The sequence below is a fragment of the Mesorhizobium sp. 131-2-1 genome (assembly GCF_016756535.1).
Lineage (GTDB): Bacteria > Pseudomonadota > Alphaproteobacteria > Rhizobiales > Rhizobiaceae > Mesorhizobium.
Window position 1 is genome coordinate 5,733,731 of the sequence record NZ_AP023247.1, and the last position, 22,818, is coordinate 5,756,548.

Consider the following 22,818-nt stretch of genomic DNA (forward strand, 5'->3'; position numbering starts at 1 on the left):
GTTTTTGGCCCTAAGCCGGATGCCTGTCACCCAAAATACTGTGTCCGGCCTATCTCAAGGCCCGCTGCTTTCATGAGTTTCGGCAGCGGGCTTTTTCAGCGAAACAAGACGTAGGCGCAGCCCGGCCATGGCGGCGGGGTCCCGCAACCAGCCACCGGATCTTGCCGCACTCTTAGCGAGGTCTAGAGGTGCCCCTTCGCACAGAAGAAGGCCGAAGAAACGTTGGACATGCGTGCACAGGATTTGCACACTATGCACATTACGGTATTGAAATTTATAGGCAATCTTTCCGATCCGTTATGCGCCACGGCCTACGCTTCGCCGCGGCAGCTTCGGCAGAGCGAAAAATGGGCCGGTACAACCGGCCCATCCTCAATCAATCCTGCTCAACGGGTGCCGGGATTTCATCCGGCAGGTTTTGCCGTCCAACCCGGTCGGCAACGAGCATCGAAAGCATCATCTCGACAAGCCCATTGGCGGCCCCCTTCTCGCCACCGGTAGCGCCGATCTGGATCTGCGGCACGAGCGGTAGCCTGCCATTCTCGATCGCCTCGGCGAAGCGCACGAGAACCTGCGAGTTGAGCTGATAGTCCGGGCCGCCGAAGGCCGCGACCTTCTTCTCGGTGGCCTCGGCCTCCGCCAGGCCGATGGCGCGCACCTTCTCGGCCTCCGCAAAACCGGTCGCCTTGATGCGTTCGGCATCGGCAAGCGCGACAGACTTGATCATGTCGGCCTCGCCGTGGCCGGCCAGGCGCACCTTCTCCGCCTCCGCCTTGGCAGTGACCTGAATGGTTTCCGCCTCCTGACGGGTGCGGGCGAGTTGCGCCTTGCCCTCGTTCTCACTGATCTCGATGGTAAGTGCCGACGTCGTGATCTTGGCTTGCTGTTCGGCGAGCGCCTCCTTCTCGCGCAACGTGCGTTCCTGAGTGGCCGCCCTCTCCTGCAATTTGTAAGTCTCGACCTTTTCGACTGCAATCTGGCGATCGCGCAGCTGGATCAGGATCTGCTCAATGCTGTTCTGGCCATCGGCAGCACGGGGCGTACCAATCAACACTTCCTGCAGTTCGAGGCTGTAGGAATTGAATTTTTCGCGCATCTCCTCGCCCGATTTTTGCTGGATATCGCTACGTTCCTGCAAAAGCTGGATCAGTGTCTTTGTCTGGGCGATATTCTTGAAGTAGGCAGAAACCATCGGATCGAGCGTTTGTTCGACCAGCCGCTTGATGTCACCGAAACGCTGCACCACGAGCGGCGCCTTCATATAGTCGATATGCACGACGACGGAGAGCGGCAGCACAGGCTCGAACGCGTCCTTGGTGATCAACGACACTTCAGACAGGTTCTCGTCCAGCCTGTGTTCGCCGAACTGCTCCTTCGTCCATTTGAGCACGAAGTTGGTGGTCGGCACGGTGATGATATTGCCGGCATAGGTATTGAACGCAAACTTGCCCGGCAGCAGCGGCGTTGACCAGACACCGCGTGCGCCGATTTCGACCAGCTCGCCGTGACGGTATGCCTGCCCGGAAATATCCGTGCCGTGGCGGCCGTTATAGGAGACGACGACACCCACCGTGCCAACGTCAATGATGGTCTTCTCGACCAGTTCGACGGTCGCGAAAATGCGATTGAGGAAGTAGCTACCGTCGGCCAGCACCTGCAACTGCCGGCCACGGTAGCCACCGGCATTGAGAAACTTCTCGGGGTCCTGAAAATTGTTGTGGAAGTTCGGGTCATTCGGATCGTTGGCGACGGTCGGTGCGATGATCTCGCCGTCCGGCAGGGCCGGACCGTCATGGATGGTGACGATACCGATCATGTCATCGGCATTATGGATGACGACTGGCTCAAAGCCGCCCCGCTCCGAGATCATGCTGGACATATTGGAAAAAAGGCTTTGTTCCGACGAACTCAGACTAATGGAATAGATCGACTGGGCGGTCAGCACGATGAATTGTGCGAGATTTATGGCATAGGTGCCTTCACGCAGGATCTTGCGTTGCGGTCCCTTCTGTCCGCCTTTTTCGAGAAAGGCGCGCACATCCTGGAAGTCATCGGCGTCGGTGTTGGAAGCAAGTGTCTGCGTCGGAGGCAGTGGCTTGCCATCACGGGCAAAGACATAGCCGATCTGACCCTGCGGGATGGTGACAAGATTGGCGCGATGCATCGAATACTGGAACGGCATGAAGAAATGCAGGCCGCCGCGCACGACTTCCGGCTGGTAGCCTGCCTCACGGTTGAGCGCAATGAAGCCATTGCTGACGGAACCGCGAAAACTCCATAGTTTTTCCAAGATGCCGAGCCTGTCGTTTGGAATGTAGCGGACCACGCCGCTCCGCCAGAACAGGATTGCCAGCACGATGACTGGCACGGCTATCTCGATAGCCATCCATTCCATCGGGCCGAGGTATTGCAGGGCTTCCATCTCTTCTCTCCTATGGGGCGCGCGGGTTCGTTCACCCGAGGGCCACCCGGTTGGTGTTGATTGATGAAGCGGGAGATCGCGCACCTGCACGCTCGACGCACTAAGAGCGTGTCGAACGTTTGGGCTGCTCATTGTGTGGGAAAATGACCGCGCGTCCCGAGTCCCCCGTGAGGGAAGCGTGGCCGTGAGCTATCTCACATCGGTGTTGCCTTGATGGACATAACGACAGATGACGTAGGTATCGCGCCAACAGGTTTGAAGATATTCTGCGCGGAATCGAATAAGTTATTTCCAACGCTTTCGCTATTTCGAAAGCGTTGGTTTTACAAATCGGCAAAAGCGCGAAATTGCGTTGTTGACGGGTTAGAACCGTCGGTCCCCGATCCAACCGGCTGGGCCGGCTTGCACGGATGGAGCGGCGCGGAAAGGGAACACTTCTTCGGCTTAGCTTCCTCCACAGCCGATACCAAGTCGCACTTTCGCCTTACGCCACGCGGGCCGCGATCGGCGCTTGTTTCAGCCCATGGCCGCCCACCTGACGCCTCACCTCGAGCGATATCGCTCAACGATTGAACATTGGCAGCAACACAGCGGACACTCATCTGCGCGTTGTCCGGGGAGAGACTAGGCGTATCGAGTACCGTTCATGCGGTAGGGGAAGGCTTTCGCCTTGGGCTGATCAGTTGAGCGCGGAATCAGAAGCCGATGGTACCGTTGGCTGGGATCGATCTATGTACCAACTTATTGTCTCTATTACGTTTTTTTGTTTCCAAGACTCAATTTGTATCACAATAGGTGTCACAATATGTAGCACATTGATGGCGCGTAGATGATGGGCGTTGGGTCTTAATGACGGACTGCGGCGCGAACACATTACTCATCGGCAAGTTGAGCCTGCTTGACCTTTGGTTGCTGCAGCCCAGCGCAACCAATTTCGCCTAAGCTGCTTTCGAAGTCGAAGAGCCTTCGGGTTGCCAGCGAACATGAAGATCGAGGGTATTTCGGTGGCGCTGCCAGGCCCGCAGCACCAGGTGGAAACTCGTGATCGAGATATAGCTCAGGAGGACAATGACGCTCAGAAATGCCTAGCGTAGCATCGGTACAATGACGCTGAGGTAGAATCGCGGCAGGCTGGCTCCCTCGATCTGCGCGGCCTTTATGTATCGATCGCCGGCAGCCCAGCCAGGAGAATGGCCATGGCGAACCCGTCGATTGCCAGACTGCCGCGATCACCACCCAGTAGATTGGGGAATGACCGGCGCTTTGGCGGCTCGACGCGGTCGATCTTGTCGAGTTCCTACACCCGGCTCTGCACTTGTGCCGCGTGTGAAGCGCGCACTTTGAAACGCTCGATGAAGGCGATCTCTTGGCCTGCATCGCCTTCTGGCGCTCGAACTGCGCCTGCAGCTGCTTGTCGGCCCGCGCTATGCGTCCGAGACGTATCATGGAATGATCCGGAGGGTGATGCCAAGTTGAGGATTTGACAGCGCCCTTATGCGAACGACGACGGCGGGGGAAGCATTCAAACGCTCCCCGCGCGCAAAAGCCGCTTTGCTGGACGGCAGCTAGCCAATTTTCCTGAAAGACCTTTGCTGGCGCAACTCGGCCAGCAACGCGGCTTCCTCGCACGTCCCGTTCTGGAAAATGTCCAGCAGGGTGCCGGCGATCAGTTCGGCCCCGGTGGAACCGATGTCAAGGCCCCCGTCTGCGCATAGCAGGTCAAATACACGTGGAAGCTTGGCCAGGTCGTCTGGATATAAAATGGACTTGTCAACATAGAAACTGATCATACAAAGCCTCTGAACAGGCAAGAGTACGATCGTCGCTCCGAAGCGCCGGGCTGCCATGGAGTTGGCCGGCGATGGGGACAAACTAGCCTATCGCAAATGCTTCGCAATTACATTTGACATACATATCACTGAACCACTGAGCGAATTGCCGTGTACCGCACGAGCCCTCAATCGAAGCGCATTACGTGTACTCGCCCGGGCAAAACTTCCGTTCCTCATCTGCCTAGGCGGGATCGTTCGGTGCGCCAGCGGAACTTGTCCGCGATGCGGGAGTTGAGATGAACTTGCCACACCCAACAAGGAAAAAATCAATGGCGACGACCAAGGCTTCCACCAAGGGGCTCAACGACCTCTTTCATGACACGCTCAAGGACATCTATTTCGCCGAGAAGAAGATTCTCGCAACCCTGCCGAAGATGGAGAAGGCAGCGCATAGCCGCGATCTGAAGGCGGCTTTCGAAAAGCACCGCGGCCAGACGGAACTGCACGTGTCCAGGCTTGAGCAGGTGTTCGCAACCATCGGCAAGAAGCCGGTCGGCAAGACCTGCGCGGCGATCATGGGCATTACCGAGGAAGGCGCCGAGATCATGGAAGAATACAAGGGCGCGGTGGCGCTCGATGCCGGCCTGCTTGCCGCCGCACAGGCCGTCGAGCACTACGAGATTTCGCGCTACGGCACCTTGCGCACCTGGGCCTCGGAGCTTGGCTACAACCAAGCGGTGAAGCTGCTCGAGCTGACGCTCAGCGAGGAAAAGGAGACCGATGCGGCTCTCACCCAGCTCGCAGAGTCGGCCGTCAATATCGCGGCGGAAGCCGCATAGCGCGAACCGCGCTTACATCACCAAGCACAGTACACCCTGGAGCCTCGATGCGCACGCATCGGGGCTCCCTTTTCACCCGAGAAAAATCCCCCATGGAAAAGACATTCAACCGGCTGGCGGGCGCCGTCGCGCACGCTACGGGCAGGCCCTGGGCCTTTTCGCTTTGCCTGGCATCGGTGCTGATCTGGGCCGCGTCGGGACCCATCTTCGACTATTCCGAGACCTGGCAGCTGGTCATCAACACCGGCACCACCATCATCACCTTCCTGATGGTGTTCCTGATTCAGAACACGCAGAACCGCGATGGCGCCGCCATCCAGGCCAAGCTCGACGAACTCATCCGGTCGGGTCAGGGCAAGAACGACTTCATCGGCATCGAGCACCTGACAGAGGCGGAGGTGGAAGAGTTCCGCGCCGCCTGTACCCGGGCGAAGGAGAGACAGGTGGCGGCCTAGTTTGATGTATCAGCCTCGCCCTTCCCTTGATCTCCAGCAGCCGGCTGCCAGCCGTGGATCCAGTTCGACCAAGAGGCTGAGGAACCAGCGGCTTCGATCTTTGTTTACGATCAACCCCAGGAAGGATCGAAGATGACCGAGAACGAAAATCATCATGAGACCGGAGCAACCAAATATCCGGCGCGAAACGATGCTGACCCATCGGATAATTTCTCCCAGGACGCAGCGGCCAACAAGAAGCCGCCAAGCGGCATGGGATTGACCCGGCCCGTCGGAGACGTGGACGACAAGACGCATCAGTCCGACGGTCAAAATCCGCCGAAGCAGGGAACTCCGAGCCCGGCAACGCAAAAGACTTCGGGTGCAGGCCCTGCGATTTCGGAGCACTCGAAAGACGCCAAGGCGCCATAAGGAGGCCGTCAGCCTGGAGCCTACACGAAGGACTAGGGAATTTCCGCCGCCGGCTTGCCGGCCTCGCCCGCGGACGAGTTCGATGCCCGGCTCTCGATGTGCTTCAGCTCGGCGGCGATGTCCTCGGGCGAACCATGCTCGAGACCGACGACTTCGTTTCGCGCGGTATCCAGAGCCACTATGATTTCGTTGAGCTTCGCCTGCATGGCCGCCGTGTCACGGGCATTCTGGATCAGCACCACTCCCGTCAGCGCCAGCGCCGAAATCGACACGATGTAGGTGCCAAGCGAGGAACTGGCGATGGCCGCACAGACGAGTGCACCGGCGAGCATCACATAAAAGCCTGGCGGCCGGGAAAAGAATTCCGCCAGGACATAAAGTGGTCTGTGCATCATTATCACCAGTTTCCCATGAAAAAACCCGCCTGCTGAGAAGTCACAGAGACGGGCTCTTGCAGGATCGACACCTGCTGCCGATTCCTGTTTTTGCAACGCCGCCGCTGCCCTTTTGTTCCGCCGGTGCAAGACGCAAATATCCTCCTTTAATAACTGCTGCGGGCGGGAACAAAGCCCGCCGGTACTTGTTCTGCTCACAGCACGATTTGTGCCCAACAAGGACCCTCCCATGAAAACAAGTCACCTTTTGGCTGCGCTGGCCACGGCCACCGCCATGACCTTCGCACTGCCCGCTTTCGCCGCCGACAGCGCGCAAGACTTCGTCGACAAGGCCGCCGCCGGCGGCATGTTCGAAGTGGATTCGAGCAAGATCGCCGAGGACAAGGCTAAGGACCAGAGCGTCAAGGACTTCGCGCAGAAGATGATCGACGATCACGGCGCGGCCAACGCCAAGCTGGAGACGATCGCCGGTGAACAGCAACTGAAGCTGCCCACGCAGCTGGACGCCAAGCACAAGAGCGATCTCGATGCCCTGCAAAACAGCAAGGACCCCATCGACGGCTCCTATGTCCAGATGCAGCGCGATGCGCATTCAGACGCGGTCAAGCTGTTCGAAAGCTATGCCAAGGACGGTGACAACGCGCAGCTGAAGACCTTCGCCCAGGAGACCGTGCCGACGCTCAAGATGCATCAGGAAATGGTCGAGAAGATCGCGACGACCATGGACACCAAGACGTCGGCGACGAAGAACGGGACGCCGACTGCCACTGTCGGCGACGCGCCAGAACCTGCTCCTCCGCTCTCCGGCGCAAACAGCTTCACCGAGGACCAGGCCAAGGACCGCATCCAGGATGCCGGCTTCTCGGATGTGTCGAAGCTGACCAAGGACGACCAGGGCATCTGGCGCGGCCAGGCGAACAAGGACGGCAAGAGCACCACCGTCGCGCTGGACTACAAGGGCAACGTCGTTGCCGGCACCAATTGAACAGAAAAGCAGGAGATCAAAAACATGAAAACCGTAACCGGACTTTTCGACAATTACGACGACGCCTCGGATGCAGTCGGCAAGCTGGAGGCCAGCGGCATTCCGCATTCCGATATCAGCATTGTCGCCAGCAACTCGACCGACTGGTACGGCGACCGCTCCAACGCCTCGGAAGATGCAGCTGAGGGTGCGGGCCTTGGTGCCGTCATCGGCGGTGCCGGCGGACTGCTGGCCGGCCTCGGCATCATGGCCATTCCGGGCGTCGGTCCGGTGGTGGCCGCAGGATGGCTGGCCGCCACTGCGGTCGGCGCCTTGGGCGGCGCGGTGGTCGGTGGTGCTGCCGGCGGAATTGTCGGGGCGCTGACCGATTCCGGCGTTTCGGAAAAGGATGCCCATGTCGTTGCCGAGGGCTTGCGCCGCGGCGGAACATTGGTGACGGCCAAGGTCGACGACGAGCTTGCCGGCGATGCCGAGCGCATCCTCGGACAGACCAACTCGGTGAACCTGGAAGACCGCCGCAGCACCTATGAGGCCGGCGGCTGGACCGGATTTGACGCCGGTGCCGGGAACTACACCACAAGTGAGATCGACCGCGACAGAGCGCGCAACGCCAACCGCGACAGAGCGCGCAACGCCAACCGCGCCTGATCGCCGAGCCCCGCTGCTGAAAGGCGGCGGGGCTTCGTGGCGTCTGGCGACCAGGAATGCCTGATCCACCATTGCTGCAAGGAAACAAGTCATGGCCAAGTCTTCAAGCCGCCCCAGCGATCAAGCTGTCATTCATGATCAGAAGCTGGTTCGAGGCGACGGGGGCGAGTTGCACCAGGTCGCGCAAGGCTCGACGCCTGTCCTCACCACCGCCCAGGGCGGGCCGGTCGCGGATGACCAGAACTCGCTCAAGATCGGCGCGCGCGGACCAACGGTCCTCGAGGACTTCCATTTCCGCGAGAAGATTTTCCATTTCGATCACGAGCGCATACCCGAGCGCGTCGTGCATGCGCGCGGCTATGGCGCCCACGGCTATTTCGAAACCTTTGAGTCGCTCGCCAAATATACCCGCGCCGACATTTTCCAGCGCGCCGGCGAGAAGACGCCGGCCTTCGTCCGCTTCTCCACCGTCGCCGGCAGCAAGGGCTCGGTCGACCTGGCGCGCGACGTGCGCGGCTTCGCGGTCAAGCTCTACACGCAGGAAGGCAACTGGGACATCGTCGGCAACAACATCCCGGTGTTCTTCATCCAGGACGCCATCAAGTTTCCAGACCTCGTCCATTCCGTGAAGGAGGAGCCCGATCGTGCCTTCCCGCAGGCGCAATCGGCGCATGACAATTTCTGGGATTTCATCTCGCTGACGCCCGAGTCCATGCACATGATCATGTGGGTGATGTCGGACCGGGCGATCCCGCGGTCCTTCCGCTTCATGGAGGGTTTTGGCGTCCATACTTTCCGGATGGTCAATGCCAAGGACGAGTCCACCTTCGTCAAGTTCCATTGGAAGCCGAAGCTCGGGCTTCAGTCGGTGGCGTGGAACGAAGCGGTGAAGATCAACGGCGCCGACCCCGACTTCCATCGGCGCGATCTCTGGCAATCGATCCAGGCCGGCAATTTCCCGGAATGGGAGCTGCAGCTGCAATTGTTCGACCAGGACTTTGCCGACCACTTCGACTTCGACGTGCTCGACGCCACCAAGCTGATCCCCGAGGAAATCCTGGCGCCGATCCCGGTCGGGCGGCTGGTGCTCGACCGGATGCCCGACAATTTCTTCGCCGAGACCGAACAGGTCGCGTTCATGACGCAGAACGTCCCGCCCGGCATCGACTTCTCCAACGACCCGCTGCTGCAGGGCCGGAATTTCTCCTATCTCGACACGCAGATAAAGCGGCTTGGCGGACCCAATTTCACGCATATCCCGATCAACGCGCCGAAGTGTCCGTTCCATCATTTCCAGCAGGATGGCCACATGGCCATCCGCAATTCGGCCGGCCGGGTGAACTACCAGCCGAATTCGTTCAATGACGGCCCAAGGGAATCGCCGCAGCGCGGCTTCCGCTCGTTTGCTGAAACCGAGCAGGGGCCGAAACAGCGCATCCGTGCCGAGAGCTTCGCCGATCACTACAGCCAGGCGCGGCAGTTCTTCATCAGCCAGACGCCGCCGGAGCAAGGCCATATCGCGGCGGCGCTGACCTTCGAGCTCAGCAAGGTGCAGACCCCCGTCATCCGCGAGCGGATGGTGTCGCACCTGCTCCACATCGACGAAGGCCTGGCAAACAAGGTCGGCGACGGGCTGGGGCTGAAGGCGATGCCGAAACCCGCCGATGCGGCCATTGCCACAAGGCGGGATCTTGGCGCGGCGCCCTCGCTCAGCATCGTGGAAAACGGTCCCCATCGCTTCGAGGGCCGCAAGCTCGGCATCCTCGTGACCGACGGCACCGACGCCGCGCTGCTCAAGGCGCTGACCGCAGCCGTGGCGAAGGCCGGCGCCAGTTTCGAGGTCATCGCCCCGAAGGTTGGCGGCGCCAAGGCCAGCGACGGCAGCCTGATCGAGGCGCAGCAGATGATCGGCGGCGGCCCGTCGGTGCTCTACGATGCGGTGGCGTTGCTACCGTCCCAGGCGGCAATGGCCGGCCTGGTCAAGGAATCCTCGGCGCGGGATTTTGTCGCCGACGCTTTCGCGCACTGCAAGTTCATCGGCTATGTCGAAGACGCAATGCCGTTGCTGGAAAAGGCAGGCATTGCCGACAGTCTCGACGAGGCATGCGTGGCGCTCTCCGGACCCAAGGATGTTGCCGCCTTCCTGCAGGCCATTGGTGCGCTGCGCCAATGGGCGCGCGAGCCCAAGGTGAACATGTCGTAGCCAGCGCCGCAGGCTTCGACGGCGGAGCGCTGTGCGCCGTCGTCCAGGGTAGGAACAAGCAAGAGCGGTCCGGCGACAAACCCAGTCATCAAAGGGTCGAGGGCAGGGCCTTGCGGGTGAACGAAAGCAACATCGAGGACCGCGAGCCTTCCGCTTTTCCGCCACCGCCCGAGCAGCGCTCCGGCGGCCGGCCCAGGCCGCACAAGGTCGAGGGCAAGGCGCAGCGGATCAACGACAACAGCGTGGACGACCAGAAACCTACCCGCTCATCCGGGCCGCGACACAGCGAATGATCGCGGGGGCCTTGCTGCCGTTCCCGGCGGCGTCGACGCTAGCGCATCAGCCCGGCCGCGCGCAGGGCGTCCTCAATGACCTTGGTGATGCCGCCGGCCGAACCACGCGTGGGATCGACGTGGACCGCCGCCCGTGGTTTCTCCGCCGGGATATAAGCCTCCAACGCGGCGCGTGACGAGGTTTCGGCTTTCGCCGCGCGCCGTGTGGCCGGCTTGCCAAGGCCCCAGAAGCGGGTGATATGGCGCGTCGAGGAAATCGCGACATCGAGCATGAATGGCCCTGCCCTGCCCAGGCCGTCCTCGCCGGACGTCTTGAGTGGCGTTCCATGACCCATGCCGGCAATGGTGTATTTCTCGATCCGCTCGCGGCCGGTGCCGTCGCACCAGACCTGCCGTGTCTGGCCGTCGACCTTCTCGGTGCGTGTCGGGGCCTTGCCCACGCCATGCACCCCTTGCCATTGCGCGAGGATCGCATCCGCGTTGGCGGGTACGACGGTGTTGTCGGCCGAGCCCTGCCAGACCGAAATCGTCGGCCAGGGAGCTTTGTGCGGCGAGGCCTCGCGCAAGAGACGCTGGAGTTCGACCTTGGACGGGCCGCCATGGCCACGCATGCGGTCGAAGGCTTCGGGAATGGTCGCCGCGCTCCCATAGGCAAGCCCGGCAATGATCGCGCCACCAGCGAACACCTCAGGATAGGCCGCCAGCATCACTGTCGCCATGGCGCCACCCGCGGAAAGGCCGGTGATGAAAATGCGCGTGCGATCGAGCCCATGCGAGACGACCGCCGCCTCGATCATCTGACGGATGGAAAGCGCCTCGCCACCATCGCGCCGGATATCCCCGGGCACGAACCAGTTGAAGCAGAGATTGGGATTGTTGGCGCGCTGCTGCTCGGGCAACAGTACCGCAAACCCCTGTTCGGTGGCGAGTTGCGACCAGCCTGAGCCATAATCGTAGTCGGCCGCGCTCTGGGCACAGCCATGCAGCACGACGACCATGGCCGCCTGCCGCGGCAAGTTATCGGGAACCAACAGCCGCGCACGCAAGGCGCCAGGATTGGAACCAAAGCCGGCAATGTCGGAAAAACGATCGTGATGTCGCTGCCCTGAAGCGGCTGGTCGGCGGCGCATCGCGCTCAGGCGAGCGATCGTATCTGATATGTTTCGCAAATCGGCATCCTTGACCGCCGGAATGGCGGGGTCGTACACAACGCACATGCAGCAATATCGTTGCTGCACCGCACAATAAGAAGCGTAACGAAGCAGAAGGCTGCCGATGCGCGGCTGGGTGGGCAGGGCGCGTCGCGGAAGATGATGCCGACCGTATACCCCCGAAGCCATGGCCATCACCGCGCACGAAAATAAGAAACCAGCGATTGTCGAATTCCGCCCTCGCGGAACGACATTGGTGCGGCGGCCTGCATGGCAGCCGACCGGCAACCTCAACAGGAGCGGATGGCCGCTTGCCTGCTGATGGCATTCTAGCGATGGTGGTGCAGGTGCTGCCCGGATAGCCCGCTGCCGCAGGTGACAAATGGCACCTCGCGCGACTTCAACTCCCGCACAACCCGGAAGCCTATGGCTCCGCTGCGCCGGATGTATTAGAGTAGTCTCATACACGTCCATCCGCGGGCGACCGACGCCCGGAGAGTTAGATGATGACGGTATCGAGGCGATTGTTGCTGTCGAGGGCCTTCCCGATGCGGGTCAGGCCTTTTGGAACCGGCTGGCTTCGGATCAGTCGGGCTTTCGTCGTTACTTCCATATCCTGGTTTGCCGCCGGTGCGGTGACTGCTGGGCCGCTCCACGACGCTGCGCGGGAAGGCGACGCGGCCAAGGTCGCCGCGCTCCTGGCAAACGGCGCCAATGTGAACGATCGCGACGAGAGCCGTCAGACCCCGCTGATCGATGCGGCGCTTGCCGGCAAGGCCGAGGTCGCCGTTGCATTGATCGAGGCCAAGGCCGACATCGAAGCCCGTAACGATCGCGGCTTCACCGCGCTACATGCGGCAGCCTATTCGGGAAGCCTGGACATCGCAAAATTGCTGCTCGACCACGGGGCCGAGGTCGACGCATTGAGCACCCACAAGATCACGCCGCTGCATGTGGCAGCAGAAGAGAACCAGACGGCCATCTCGGAGCTGTTGATCTCGCGCGGCGCACAGGTCGAAGCAATCCAGGAATACGGATACACGCCTCTCAGCCGCGCGACATTCTTTCAGAGCACCGACGTGATGGTTTTGCTCAAGAAGCACGGCGCAAAATGCCAACCCAAGGAAACGATGGGGTCGTCGTACAAGGTGTGCATCGCCCTCGGCAACTGACATCGAGAAAGGTTACTGGAGGAGAACATGACAGAGAACCGTTCCAGAACGTTTGACGGTTTGCTTTTCGCCGGAGTAGCCACCGCGTTCCTTCTGCCCTTCGGCGTTGGCGCATCCGACGCGGTCGACGGGGTGAACACCGGATATTTCGGCAACGTCGCCATACAGGGCTACGATCCGGTGGCGTATTTCACCGACGGTCGTGCGACCGTGGGTTCGCCGACGATCTCGAAGAAGTGGCTCGGGGCGACGTGGTATTTCGCCAGCGTCCAACACCGGGATGCCTTCATTTCCGAGCCGGTGCGCTATGCCCCTCAGTTCGGCGGCTTCTGCACCGGGGGAATGTCAGCTAAAGAGGCATCCGCGAACCTCGACCCGGAAGCCTTCCGCATCGTCGATGGCAAGCTCTTCCTGTTCTCCGGAAAGGGGGGCCTGGAGGAAGACTTCGATGCCAACCCGGCGCCTGTCATTGCGAAAGCGGAAGCTGAATGGCCCGCAGTGGAGGCGAAGGAATTCGAGGCTAGAGCCGCCGCCAACTAGCTCCGGCGCGATGTCGTGAGCCCGCAAGTTGAATGACGCCCGTCACGGAGACACCGAGAAATACCAGACTGTGACGGAATCCGGCCAAGCATACTCGTCCTGGGTATCGCCCCTCCCTTGGGGATTGCGATAGACTGGCCCGCAGAACTTGCGGCCGAGCAAGGTCGCGGCGGATTGTGTGCAGAAGAGGTTATCCTCGACAGTGAACGTACCTGCGATCATGCCGTTTTGCGAGCTCACGGCGAAATCTCCGTTTGCGCTCAGTTCCATGACGAACGGCGCACCATTGTGTTGATGTCCGACCCACGTCTGATCGCCCGTTAGGGCTCGGATCGCGGCGGCGCCCATGCGGTCCTCCTCCCGCCCACGAAAATCGAAGCTCCGCTCGGGAATCCCCGCGGCGCGAAGGGCGTCCAGCCGGTGATCGAGGTCCGCTTGCCGCCGATGGTGGGCGTAAACGACACGATAACCAGCGAGGTTCTGTTCGGGTACCTTTTTCAGGATTGCTGCAGCCGCATCGTGCGCCTCGGACATGCGGCCAAGCCGCGCATTTGCCATGGCCAGCGTTTCGAGACCAAGGTCGCTGCGCTCTTCCGGCTGGACCGCGCTCAGCGCCTGCAAAGCCTTCTCGTACTGATGGTTCATGTAGAGCACGAAGCCGTAATAGTCGAAGACCTGGGCGCGCGGCTTGGGATCGAGCTGCAGCACGCGTTCCATCGCCGCCAGCGCCTCCGGGTTCTGTCCAGCGTAGGTGAGCACGATCGCCTGATTGAGCTCCGCCTCCGCCCCGTTCGGGTCCAGGGCGACGGCCTTTTGGACCGACGCGATCGCCTGGTCCCATTCGCTATCCAGCATCTGCAGAATGCCGAGCACAGCATAGGCGCGCGAGGACTGGGGATTGAGCTCCAGCGCTCGCCCTGCCGCTTCATAGGCGCGCTGCCGTGCCACGGCGCTTAGCATGAGGCGCTGGAAGTCGAACCCAAGCACGTCCACGGTGGCCCGGGCGTAGCCCGAATAGGCGTCCGCGAAAGCAGGATCGAGCTTGATGGCCTTTTGATACAGGGACAGAGCTTCCCCGATAGACCTGAAGTCGACCGCATACGCATTTTGCTCGGCGCGGGTATAGAAGTCGTATGCTTCGAGATTCCGGGTCGGTAGGCGAGCAATCTGTGCTTTTTCACCTTCCGTCAGGCGCACCGACAGAGCCTCGACGATGCGCCCGATCAATTCGTCCTGAAGCGCGAATATCCCGGAATAGTCGCGGTCGTAACGCTCGGCCCAGATGTTGCTTCCCGTTTTGGCGTCGCTGAGCTGGACATTAATCCGGACCAAATCTCCCTGCCGACGGACGCTGCCCTCGACCACGTAGCGGACGTTCAACTGCTCCGCGATCTTGTCGATATCGAGGGATTGATCCTTGAACGAGAACGCTGAGTTGCGGGCGATCACGAGCAGCCCCGAAATCTTCGAGAGGTCGGTGATGAGATCGTCTGCGAGCCCCTCAGCAAAATAGTCCTGGCCCGCCTTCTCGCCGAGATCGGTAAACGGCAACACGGCGATGGAAGGCTTGCCCGCCGCCGAACCGGCCAGATTGGAACCGTGGCCAGACAGGAGGGCAACCGCCTGTGGCCAAAACATGCCCGCCATCAGTGCCAGAAAGAGCGCCGCAGCCCCGATACTCACAGGCCATCGCTGAGAGCGCGACTTCCTGGTCCCTCCTGTCTGATCCAGCAGCACGCGATACGCGCGAACCCGCTCTGGAATGTTCTTGAGGCGCTGTTCACCGAGCGACTTGAAAGTCAGGCCGAGTTTGTTGTGGGCCTGGTCGTAGGCCGTTCCCGAGATGACGATGCCGCCCGGGTCGCTCAGTCCTTCCAGACGCGCCGCTATGTTGACGCCGTCGCCGTAGAAGTCGTCCTTGTCAGTGATCACGTCACCAAGGTTGATCCCGATGCGGAAAACGATCCAGGCATCCTCGGGAAGGCCGAGGTTCTGCTGCGCGGTGGCCCGCTGGATTTCAACGGCGCATGCCACGGCATCAACGACGCTCTCGAACGCGACCAAAGCGCCATCGCCCATGAGCTTGACGATGCGGCCATGGTAGCCCTCGATCGAGGGGTCGATGAATTCTCCCCGTAGCGCCTTGAGCCGCGAGAGTGTGCCCGTCTCGTCCAGCCCCATCAGCCGGCTATACCCCACCACGTCGGCGGCGAGGATAGCGACCAGCTTTCGTTCCAGATGTTGAGCCCGCTCCATTGCCCATGACTATAGGGAAAGCCCCGTGGCAAGACCATATGAGCGGCCAAGGAGCTGGAACCCTCGAATGCTGCCCGTCGAGCATCAGACTAAAGGATCGAAACGTCGAGTCATGCACGATAAATGAGGCGCTTCACATACTTTCAACGTCCTCTTCGGGGCCGTTAGCAGGCGATCTGGTCTCGGGATGATTGCGCTACTAAGCCGACCTCCATCGACCGTCACGCCGCTTGCTCTGCGCCGGAGCCTGACCTTTTTCGGTTCGCGTGGAAGGCAAAGCAACCGTCAAAAGGCAGTCTGTTACCGGCCGTGTTGGGCAGTGACTGTTGGTGTACGAGGGCTGTTGGGGTCCTGTTGAAGTCTGCCCGCCAATGCCACCGTCAAAGCTTGAGCAAGGCACATCGGCGCCGCGAGCGAGCGCGAGAACGTATATTCGTGCTCCGGCACGCAAAAGCACCGATGCCGAATTGCCAGCGGCGACAAGGTGCTGTCGGAAATCGCGATGATCGGCACCTTCGCTCCACTTGCTCGACCACATTGACCACTTCCGTAAAAGCGGAAGGAGACGGCAAATAGAAGGTCCGCTGCGTAATCGTGCGCGCCATGTAAGTGGCGAGGCCACTGTTTGGGTACGAGCTGGACGCACGCTTGCCAAGCATGGTCAAAACGTATCGCAGCAGATCGACGACCGGCGCGAGCGCAGCTGGCCTATCAGGTATATCGTATAGCTCTTCTGAAGCAGGATCGACGGCGTCGACGATTTTTGTCGGCCGAAACATCGGCAAGGAGGTCCCGCAGCGATGCGATGTCTCGCACGACCAGAACTCGCAGGAATCCGAGTTCGCTACGATCCTCGCGAGAACCCAATTCCGCTTCGAGGGCCAGCATCCTTGCTTCGAAGCCGGGCGCTGCGGTGGAGAGCCGGTTTTGAAACAGACCTTGAAGCTCCTTGAAGTCCGAATCGGAGCGTACGGATGAGACGTCATGGCATAGAGCACGGGTCAGGATTTGCGCCGACCCGCGCCTCCAAGGCTCTCAGTTGCCCGAAACTCTGAGAGCTTCAGCTTTGGCAGCCGAGCAAAGCTTTTTGCTGCGTCCCGACACCACTCCTGTCTGGAATAATATCACTGGTTTGTACGGACGGCGTGACGACCTGGATCACAGCCAATGCCGTTTCCAGAGATCGCGATTCTGGTGATCCGCGTGCACCACCGTTGCGTAACAGTCATCTCGGGACAAGTGGACCCTTGGCGAACTTGGGGCGAGAACTAGGATCATTACGGGGTGAACGATAGTGCTGTTCGTCAAACGCGAGTGAGTGAAATACCTTACGCAGCGCGTGCAGCGAGCGCGAGATACAGTGAAATACAGTCCGATGGAAAGGAGGCCAATCATGCCGTATAACCCGTCGATCGTGCCTTATTTCAGTTACGTTGATGCAAAGGCGGCAATCAATTTTTTGAAGGAAGCATTCGGTCTGGAGCTAATTCAGTCCGTGCTTGGCAAGGATGGCAAGGTCATCCACGCCGAGATGCGATTCGGTAACGGCGTGATTATGATGGGGACTGTGGAAGCCAAACCGACGATGGGTGGCGCGGGTGTCTATCTCGTAGTCGATGACGTTGAGGGCCATCACAAACGTGCAGCGAAAATGGGGGCAACTATCGTCTATCCGCCAGAGGACACGGGTTTCGGAACCCGCCGGTATCGTGCTTTCGACTGTGAGGGCCACGAGTGGAGTTTTGGCACCTATCGGCCTGTGGCCGGATGAGCCCAGGGCGCGCAAATCAGCTTTTAGCCGATTTGCAGGGTCGGCAAAGTCGCGGCGGAAGGAAGGTCGCGCCTCCACCAGCGTTTGTCGCGATGAGTAGGCCTCCCACGCGAGAGCCCGTCCGAGGGCCAACTTAGACGAGCTCTCTGCCAGGGAGTGCCCGGCAGACGACGCACAGGGTCTCGGCCAATACGCCGCCAATGCACCAACGATCTGGCCAGTCGAGGGTTGCAAGCCTTGCCGGTGAGTGATGGCCTCAAGCACGGACTGGTTGTACGCTGCCGGTATCCTCCAACTCTAACGGAGCGAGTGCGGGCAGAGACTCGCAAGGCGGTGCTCTCCGAGCTAAGCGACGCTATTCGCGCCACAGAGAACTCCGACGATCTTGCATACAAGGCTGCCGAAATCCTGGGCCGTGCGCTGGGTGTTAGCCGGGTCGGTTACGCCGCCATCGATCCTGACGCTGAAACACTACATGTAGCGAGAGACTGGAACGCTCCCGGCGTCGAATCGCTTGCGGGTGTGCTCAGACTTCGCGACTACGGACCCCTTCATCGACAGTCTTAAACGGGACGAGTTCATCTCGATCTCCGATGCGCGAGATGATCACCGCACTTCGGCGGCGGCCGAGGCGCTTGAGGAGCGCAGCGCGCGGTCGTTCGTCATCATGCCAGTGGTCGAAAAGGGTCGCTTGGGCGCGGGTGCTCTACGTCAACCATGCCCACGTGCGGAACTGGACCGCGGATGAGCTGGCTCTGGTCAAGGATGTCGGTGAACGAACGCGATCCGCGGTCGAACGGAGCCGCACCAACATAGTTCTGCGCGAAAGCGAAAAGCGCTATCGCAGTTTGTTCGAAAGCGTCGAGCAGGGTCCTGCGTTTTCGACTTGGTGTTCGACGACGCGGGCCATCCCGTGAAGTGAATCCCGCCTTAGAGGAACAGCCGGGCTTGATCGATGCGACCGGGCGGCGGATTAGCGAGATTGCGTCGGGCTACGACCAGCGCTGGTATGATCTGTATGGAGAGGTCGCTCTCAGCGGCGTACCGCTACTCATGGAGGACTGCGCTCAGGGGCTGGGCCGTTGGTACGAAATCTACCTATCGGGTCGGCGAGCCCGAACAGCGCCGCGCGGTAGTCCTGTTTAATGACGTGTCGGTACACCAGTCCTTCAATGAAGCCCTCAGGCACTCACGACGATAACCTAACCGAAACGAAACCTATTCGGGCCCTCGATATTGCGAACGCATAATATCGCAGACTTGTTCGAATGCCCACGCAAGGCCAGCGTCCGTCGTCACCGCCTTCTGCGCTACGACACTGATCGGCGCGTGGCCGGTGGCGATAGGGAGGTCAACGCTAACCAAGCCAAAGCGCGATCGATGTTGAGCGACCAGCCCGGCAGGCAATGCGGCAATAAGGTCGGACCCGCCGACGACCGGCAGCGCCATCATGAAGCTCGGTACTGTCAGCGCGACTCGCCGCGAAAGTCCCCTTGCCCCCAGCGCTTCATCAACCAACCCCTTACGGTCACCAGTCGCTGATACCAGCACGTGGTTCATCGTGCAGTATCGTTCAAGCGACGGCTGCTCGGCGAATGGATGGCCCTTGCGCATCGCGACCACAAAGCGCTCCTTAACGATTGGGCAGCTGACGAAGCGCGGCGGCAGATCGCCGAGTGGTGCAACCGCTATGTCAATGATGCCGGCGTCGATTTCAGAAAGCACGGGCCGCCAAGTTCGTTCAATCGGGCCGCCCCTCCTGTAGGGCAGCATCTGCAACAGGGTTAAATCGACGCCGGGAGCAGCCTCGCGTAATCTGGCCAGCAGCGGCGGCAAGAAGACGGCTGAAAGCCCATCCGCGGCGCCGATGGTAAAACAGCGGTTCGAGTTTTCTGGGCGAAACGGCTCTGCCGCCATCACCACTCGCCGCACCTGAGCTAGTATGCTTGCAATGGGCTCAGCGACCTCGAGAGCACGCGACGTAGGCACGACGCCCTTCGGAGTCTTCACGAACAGCTGATCATTGAGCAATTTGCGCAGCCGTCGCAGACCGTGGCTGACCGCGGACGGCGACAGCCGCAGGCGATCCCCCGCTCGGGCGACGTGCTGCTCCTGCAACACGACCTCGAACAATTTCAGCAGATTGAGATCGGCACGGGATAGGTCGATTTCATTCAGCATCGTCCTGAATTGTTATCACTGGTTTCATCAGGACCCAAGGGCGATAACTGCATAAGGCAAAGGAAAAGGTTTCCGGTATTGAAGATTCTGAAACGCCGGATACCGTGCGGTTTGGCCGGCGTACTGGACCATCTTGGCCGGCGATGGCTGTCCGAGCAGCTAGTCGCTGGAGAGCTGTGCAACATCTATATGTCGCAGGGAACGCAGAGGCATGCATGACGTCGCCAGTCAGGGGTACAGGCTGAACGCCGATGAGGGCGAGCGGCTGCGTTTCAGTGGTGCCGACTTCCTCGTCAAGGCTTCGGCCGATACCACCGGCGGCGCCTTTTCGATCGTCGAGGAGATCGATCCCCTGGATACGCCGCTTCACTGCCATGCCAACGAGGACGAGCTGTTCTACGTGATCGAGGGCGAACATATCTTTCGCTGCGGTGACCACGAATTCCATGTCGGGCCGGGCGGGACGATGTTCGCTCCACGTGGTGTGCCACACGCGCATCGACGCATCGTGCCGCGCTCCGGCCGTTTTCTGACGATGACGTCGCCCGCCGGGTTCGAGGGCTTCTTCCGTGACCTTTCCCGGGCAGAGGCGGATGGCGCTTCAATGTCTGAAGCATATGCGGCGGCGGCTAGTAAGTACGGTATTACGTGGCTTAATCGATAGAAAAACCGCCTTTGTCGATCTGATGGAAACGACAGCGATGGACAATGTGTCAATCAACAGGGCCATACCCGCCGACGCGAAAGCTCTGGCGACCTTTGCGGCAAGATTATTTCGCGAGACCTACAGCGCCGATCTCACGCCATCTGACCTCGCGACCTACCTGTCCAGGAGCTTTGGCATCCGCCGACAGCAAGCCGAAATAACCGACCCTTTAGGTGCAGTTTTTGTCGCATCAGCTGATGGCGACATTGTTGGATATTCACATCTTGCTGCAGCGGATATCGAAGGGGCGCTGTTTCTCAACCGGCTTTACGTGGATGCCAATTGGCGTGGACTAGGCCTTGCGTCTCGGCTGCTGGAAGAAGCGAAGCAAGAGTGCCGGCGGTGCGGAGTGAGCAGCCTGCGGTTGACTGTATACGAGAAGAACACGGGTGCCATTGCATTCTACAAACGATCGGGATTTATCGCAACGGGAACAACGACGTTTACCGTCGGTGAGGAGGTTCAGTGCGACCTGGAAATGACGATGCCGGTGCCTCAGCATTGACCGAGAACAAGCGGACAGATCGTTGCAGCACTATCGACACTCCTGAACCAGTCCTCGTAGTCTGTCAAATATACAAAACGCAATAGTTGAGGTCCTTACACGCGGCGATTGGCATGCCGCGGTTAAGCTTGGACAAGCTAATCGTCTATAAATGTAGCAATTGCTAGTCTAAAGGCGCTCACCACGCGCATAGACGGTACTGCAAGGGTGACACGCGGTCTGGCGATTAGGCCCGGCGGTCAAACCCCGAGCCGCCCGCCATGTGAAGCGAGCTCTCGTCGCCAACCGTGCATGGTATTAGCGAGTTCATGACCTGAAGCCGCGCCCCAAGGCTCCAGCTTGCGCTCCTTACGGAGTGGCCATGCCAGTTTCTCCATCTCCTACTCTGGCAGGCCCAACCTTTGACAACCCGCCGCGAGCTTGTCCGCAAGTTCCGAGACCATGAGCTCCGAGAACATCCGGTAGCGGAACATCGGTTCCATCTGCAGACCAGCTCGCACCAACGAGTTGGCATCGGACAACTGTCCGGACATAGCCAGCGCGGCCGCAGCAGCGAAATAGAGCGAACTAAAGTTCGGATTGAGCTGCAGCGCTGTCTGCAAGTGCAAAGCCGCGTCGACATACCGCTCAGTTTGAATCGCTGCCGCGCCTAGCGCGAAGTGGGCCTGGTAGGCAAGGAAGTCGAAGGGGCTTAGCCGTAACGCCCGCTCAGCGAGAGCAGTAGCAACAGTCGGACGACCCGCGAATGCATTTGTGAGCGATCCGAGATACATCGCCGTGGCACAAGAGGGATTCTGTTGAAGGGCACGCTCAATCGCGGCCAGGCCGGCCGCATGATCCTTGCTCAACATGGTTGTGACGAAACCCGCGGTTGCGAGGGCAGTCGCGTCATCCGTGCTGCTGGCGAGTGCAGCACGAGCGTGCCGAATGGCAGCCAACTTGTCGGTCTCGCTGAAACCGCCCCGCGCGAAGCACCATTCGTGACACCAAGAAAGCAGGGCATGAGCGGCTGCATAGTTGGGATCAATCCGCAGGGCACTCTCGAGATACTGCATGGCGACGTGCGCATCAGCAGGCATCTGCGACGCTGTGTATGGCACCGCTCGAAGATATAGATCGTAAGCATCCAGGTTTTCGGGATGCTTTCGCCGGGACCGCTGTATCTCGGATTTTTGGACACTCGGCTCGACGACAGCAACCACCTTTTCGGTGATGGCGTCTTGCAGTTCGAAAACGTCCATGAGGTCGCCGTCGAAGTGCTCGGCCCAGAGATGTGTACCGGTGGCGGCATCCAGCAGCTCGGCATTAATTCGCAGACGACTGCCGGCCTTTCGCACCCCACCTTCCAGCACGTACCGGACACCTAGCTCCCGCCCAACTTGACGAACTTCAACGGACTTGCCTTTGTAGACAAAGCTGGAGTTGCGGGCGATTACCAGCAGCCACTTGATCCTCGAAAGGCCGGTAATGATGTCGGCCACCATCCCGTCGGCAAAATAGTCTTGGGCGGCATCATCACTGAGATTAGAAAACGGGAGCACGGCGATTGACGGCCGACTGTCGGCCTCTGTGTCTTGAATTCTCGTCGCGCGGTCGGGAGCTGTTGTTGCTGAGCGTTCTACTGGACCTGTGAAGCGATAGCCTACGCGGGGAATCGTCGCGATCCAGTCCCTGCCGCTGGGCGGTTGTGCCAGCAGCTTGCGCACCGCCGAAATCTGGACTGCAAGATTGCCTTCTTCGACCGACGCCCCCTGCCATGCCGCCTCGATGAGATCCGCTTTGCTCAGCACTTGGCCTGGGCGCTCAAGGAGAGCAGCGAGTAGGCGGACCGCTCGATAGCTTATCGCCACCGGCTCCCCTTGGCAGAGCAGCGAGCCCGCCTGAGCGTCAAGCACGAAAGGTCCAAACGCAAGCTGTTGCCCCGACATGAGCACGGTTTATAACTTTTCGCCGCCTTTCGGAACTATTTAGCGAGCGCTCAAAGACTCGCGCCAACAGCCCGGTCATCTTTCTCCCGCAGAGGAGAGTCAGTGATGATCCAAATTCCCTCCAACCTTGATCCCGATGGCAGTGAGAATCTAGCCAGACCGTCCATGTTCGCCCGGTCCGGGCG

General features: G+C 60.3%; 19 protein-coding genes. 12 read left to right on the plus strand and 7 right to left on the minus strand.

What is annotated here, in order from left to right:
• Nucleotides 1–376: 376 nt before the first annotated feature.
• On the minus strand, nucleotides 377–2,422 hold the full coding sequence (locus JG743_RS27755) for an SPFH domain-containing protein (RefSeq protein ID WP_202294969.1): 2,046 nt from the start codon (nucleotides 2,420–2,422) through the stop codon (nucleotides 377–379).
• 1,565 nt (nucleotides 2,423–3,987) lie between these two features.
• Nucleotides 3,988–4,212, minus strand: a complete 225-nt coding sequence (locus tag JG743_RS27760; RefSeq protein ID WP_202294972.1) for a hypothetical protein — start codon at nucleotides 4,210–4,212, stop codon at nucleotides 3,988–3,990.
• Between the two features lie 311 nt (nucleotides 4,213–4,523).
• On the opposite strand from JG743_RS27760, the gene JG743_RS27765 reads away from it, so the two are divergent.
• The 3 genes from JG743_RS27765 to JG743_RS27775 all read left to right on the plus strand — a co-directional run bounded on the left by JG743_RS27765 (nucleotide 4,524) and on the right by JG743_RS27775 (nucleotide 5,899).
• Nucleotides 4,524–5,033, plus strand: a complete 510-nt coding sequence (locus JG743_RS27765) for a YciE/YciF ferroxidase family protein (protein ID WP_202294975.1) — start codon at nucleotides 4,524–4,526, stop codon at nucleotides 5,031–5,033.
• A 92-nt stretch (nucleotides 5,034–5,125) separates the two neighbouring features.
• The gene (locus JG743_RS27770; protein WP_202294978.1) at nucleotides 5,126–5,488 is read left to right on the plus strand and encodes a low affinity iron permease family protein; all 363 of its coding nucleotides are present in this window, start codon (nucleotides 5,126–5,128) and stop codon (nucleotides 5,486–5,488) included.
• A 132-nt stretch (nucleotides 5,489–5,620) separates the two neighbouring features.
• Entirely contained in the window at nucleotides 5,621–5,899 is a 279-nt protein-coding gene (locus JG743_RS27775; protein ID WP_202294981.1) for a hypothetical protein, read from the plus strand.
• 32 nt (nucleotides 5,900–5,931) lie between these two features.
• Here JG743_RS27775 and JG743_RS34690 read toward each other — a convergent pair whose 3' ends face one another.
• Complete coding sequence (locus JG743_RS34690) at nucleotides 5,932–6,510, minus strand: low affinity iron permease family protein (RefSeq protein ID WP_342215679.1); 579 nt, start codon at nucleotides 6,508–6,510, stop codon at nucleotides 5,932–5,934.
• A gap of 13 nt (nucleotides 6,511–6,523) precedes the next feature.
• On the opposite strand from JG743_RS34690, the gene JG743_RS27785 reads away from it, so the two are divergent.
• From JG743_RS27785 to JG743_RS27800, 4 genes are all read left to right on the plus strand, one after another.
• Nucleotides 6,524–7,279, plus strand: a complete 756-nt coding sequence (locus JG743_RS27785; RefSeq protein WP_202294984.1) for a DUF4142 domain-containing protein — start codon at nucleotides 6,524–6,526, stop codon at nucleotides 7,277–7,279.
• Nucleotides 7,280–7,303: 24 nt separating this feature from the next.
• Complete coding sequence (locus JG743_RS27790; RefSeq protein WP_202294986.1) at nucleotides 7,304–7,927, plus strand: hypothetical protein; 624 nt, start codon at nucleotides 7,304–7,306, stop codon at nucleotides 7,925–7,927.
• 91 nt (nucleotides 7,928–8,018) lie between these two features.
• The gene (katE, locus tag JG743_RS27795) at nucleotides 8,019–10,130 is read left to right on the plus strand and encodes a catalase (RefSeq protein ID WP_202294989.1); all 2,112 of its coding nucleotides are present in this window, start codon (nucleotides 8,019–8,021) and stop codon (nucleotides 10,128–10,130) included.
• Between the two features lie 110 nt (nucleotides 10,131–10,240).
• Nucleotides 10,241–10,423, plus strand: a complete 183-nt coding sequence (locus JG743_RS27800; RefSeq protein WP_202294992.1) for a hypothetical protein — start codon at nucleotides 10,241–10,243, stop codon at nucleotides 10,421–10,423.
• Between the two features lie 38 nt (nucleotides 10,424–10,461).
• Here JG743_RS27800 and JG743_RS27805 read toward each other — a convergent pair whose 3' ends face one another.
• Nucleotides 10,462–11,592, minus strand: a complete 1,131-nt coding sequence (locus JG743_RS27805; protein ID WP_202303035.1) for an extracellular catalytic domain type 1 short-chain-length polyhydroxyalkanoate depolymerase — start codon at nucleotides 11,590–11,592, stop codon at nucleotides 10,462–10,464.
• A gap of 485 nt (nucleotides 11,593–12,077) precedes the next feature.
• On the opposite strand from JG743_RS27805, the gene JG743_RS27810 reads away from it, so the two are divergent.
• Both JG743_RS27810 and JG743_RS27815 read left to right on the plus strand, forming a co-directional pair.
• Nucleotides 12,078–12,746, plus strand: coding sequence for an ankyrin repeat domain-containing protein (locus JG743_RS27810; RefSeq protein WP_244672932.1), 669 nt, complete (start codon nucleotides 12,078–12,080; stop codon nucleotides 12,744–12,746).
• Nucleotides 12,747–12,773: 27 nt separating this feature from the next.
• Entirely contained in the window at nucleotides 12,774–13,286 is a 513-nt protein-coding gene (locus JG743_RS27815; RefSeq protein WP_244672933.1) for a YHS domain-containing (seleno)protein, read from the plus strand.
• A 42-nt stretch (nucleotides 13,287–13,328) separates the two neighbouring features.
• Here JG743_RS27815 and JG743_RS27820 read toward each other — a convergent pair whose 3' ends face one another.
• Nucleotides 13,329–15,542, minus strand: coding sequence for an adenylate/guanylate cyclase domain-containing protein (locus tag JG743_RS27820; RefSeq protein ID WP_244672934.1), 2,214 nt, complete (start codon nucleotides 15,540–15,542; stop codon nucleotides 13,329–13,331).
• Between the two features lie 1,393 nt (nucleotides 15,543–16,935).
• Between JG743_RS27820 and JG743_RS27825 the strand changes: the two genes are divergently transcribed.
• Nucleotides 16,936–17,313 carry a VOC family protein gene (locus tag JG743_RS27825; RefSeq protein WP_202294995.1) on the plus strand — a complete coding sequence of 126 codons (378 nt, stop codon included), beginning with the start codon at nucleotides 16,936–16,938 and terminating at the stop codon, nucleotides 17,311–17,313.
• Between the two features lie 1,218 nt (nucleotides 17,314–18,531).
• Here the strand turns inward: JG743_RS27825 and JG743_RS27830 are convergent.
• Complete coding sequence (locus JG743_RS27830; RefSeq protein ID WP_202294998.1) at nucleotides 18,532–19,494, minus strand: LysR family transcriptional regulator; 963 nt, start codon at nucleotides 19,492–19,494, stop codon at nucleotides 18,532–18,534.
• A gap of 211 nt (nucleotides 19,495–19,705) precedes the next feature.
• On the opposite strand from JG743_RS27830, the gene JG743_RS27835 reads away from it, so the two are divergent.
• Both JG743_RS27835 and JG743_RS27840 read left to right on the plus strand, forming a co-directional pair.
• Nucleotides 19,706–20,158, plus strand: coding sequence for a cupin domain-containing protein (locus JG743_RS27835; protein ID WP_202295001.1), 453 nt, complete (start codon nucleotides 19,706–19,708; stop codon nucleotides 20,156–20,158).
• 37 nt (nucleotides 20,159–20,195) lie between these two features.
• The gene (locus JG743_RS27840) at nucleotides 20,196–20,705 is read left to right on the plus strand and encodes a GNAT family N-acetyltransferase (RefSeq protein WP_202295004.1); all 510 of its coding nucleotides are present in this window, start codon (nucleotides 20,196–20,198) and stop codon (nucleotides 20,703–20,705) included.
• A 380-nt stretch (nucleotides 20,706–21,085) separates the two neighbouring features.
• On the opposite strand, the gene JG743_RS27845 is transcribed toward JG743_RS27840, so the two are convergent.
• A complete protein-coding gene (locus tag JG743_RS27845) occupies nucleotides 21,086–22,633 on the minus strand; it encodes a winged helix-turn-helix domain-containing tetratricopeptide repeat protein (protein WP_244672935.1) in 1,548 nt (515 codons plus the stop codon).
• Nucleotides 22,634–22,818 lie beyond the last annotated feature (185 nt).

What these genes read in the sequence shown, in the direction of transcription:
- JG743_RS27840 (WP_202295004.1), top strand. Translation starts at nt 20,196, where the DNA reads ATGGACAATGTGTCAATCAACAGGGCCATACCCGCCGACGCGAAAGCT.
- JG743_RS27820 (WP_244672934.1), bottom strand. Translation starts at nt 15,542, where the DNA reads ATGGAGCGGGCTCAACATCTGGAACGAAAGCTGGTCGCTATCCTCGCC.
- JG743_RS27815 (WP_244672933.1), top strand. Translation starts at nt 12,774, where the DNA reads ATGACAGAGAACCGTTCCAGAACGTTTGACGGTTTGCTTTTCGCCGGA.
- JG743_RS27790 (WP_202294986.1), top strand. Translation starts at nt 7,304, where the DNA reads ATGAAAACCGTAACCGGACTTTTCGACAATTACGACGACGCCTCGGAT.
- JG743_RS27825 (WP_202294995.1), top strand. Translation starts at nt 16,936, where the DNA reads ATGCCGTATAACCCGTCGATCGTGCCTTATTTCAGTTACGTTGATGCA.
- JG743_RS27810 (WP_244672932.1), top strand. Translation starts at nt 12,078, where the DNA reads ATGATGACGGTATCGAGGCGATTGTTGCTGTCGAGGGCCTTCCCGATG.
- JG743_RS27770 (WP_202294978.1), top strand. Translation starts at nt 5,126, where the DNA reads ATGGAAAAGACATTCAACCGGCTGGCGGGCGCCGTCGCGCACGCTACG.
- JG743_RS27760 (WP_202294972.1), bottom strand. Translation starts at nt 4,212, where the DNA reads ATGATCAGTTTCTATGTTGACAAGTCCATTTTATATCCAGACGACCTG.
- JG743_RS27765 (WP_202294975.1), top strand. Translation starts at nt 4,524, where the DNA reads ATGGCGACGACCAAGGCTTCCACCAAGGGGCTCAACGACCTCTTTCAT.
- JG743_RS27830 (WP_202294998.1), bottom strand. Translation starts at nt 19,494, where the DNA reads ATGCTGAATGAAATCGACCTATCCCGTGCCGATCTCAATCTGCTGAAA.
- JG743_RS27835 (WP_202295001.1), top strand. Translation starts at nt 19,706, where the DNA reads ATGCATGACGTCGCCAGTCAGGGGTACAGGCTGAACGCCGATGAGGGC.
- JG743_RS27755 (WP_202294969.1), bottom strand. Translation starts at nt 2,422, where the DNA reads ATGGAAGCCCTGCAATACCTCGGCCCGATGGAATGGATGGCTATCGAG.
- katE (WP_202294989.1), top strand. Translation starts at nt 8,019, where the DNA reads ATGGCCAAGTCTTCAAGCCGCCCCAGCGATCAAGCTGTCATTCATGAT.
- JG743_RS27785 (WP_202294984.1), top strand. Translation starts at nt 6,524, where the DNA reads ATGAAAACAAGTCACCTTTTGGCTGCGCTGGCCACGGCCACCGCCATG.
- JG743_RS27845 (WP_244672935.1), bottom strand. Translation starts at nt 22,633, where the DNA reads ATGTCGGGGCAACAGCTTGCGTTTGGACCTTTCGTGCTTGACGCTCAG.
- JG743_RS27775 (WP_202294981.1), top strand. Translation starts at nt 5,621, where the DNA reads ATGACCGAGAACGAAAATCATCATGAGACCGGAGCAACCAAATATCCG.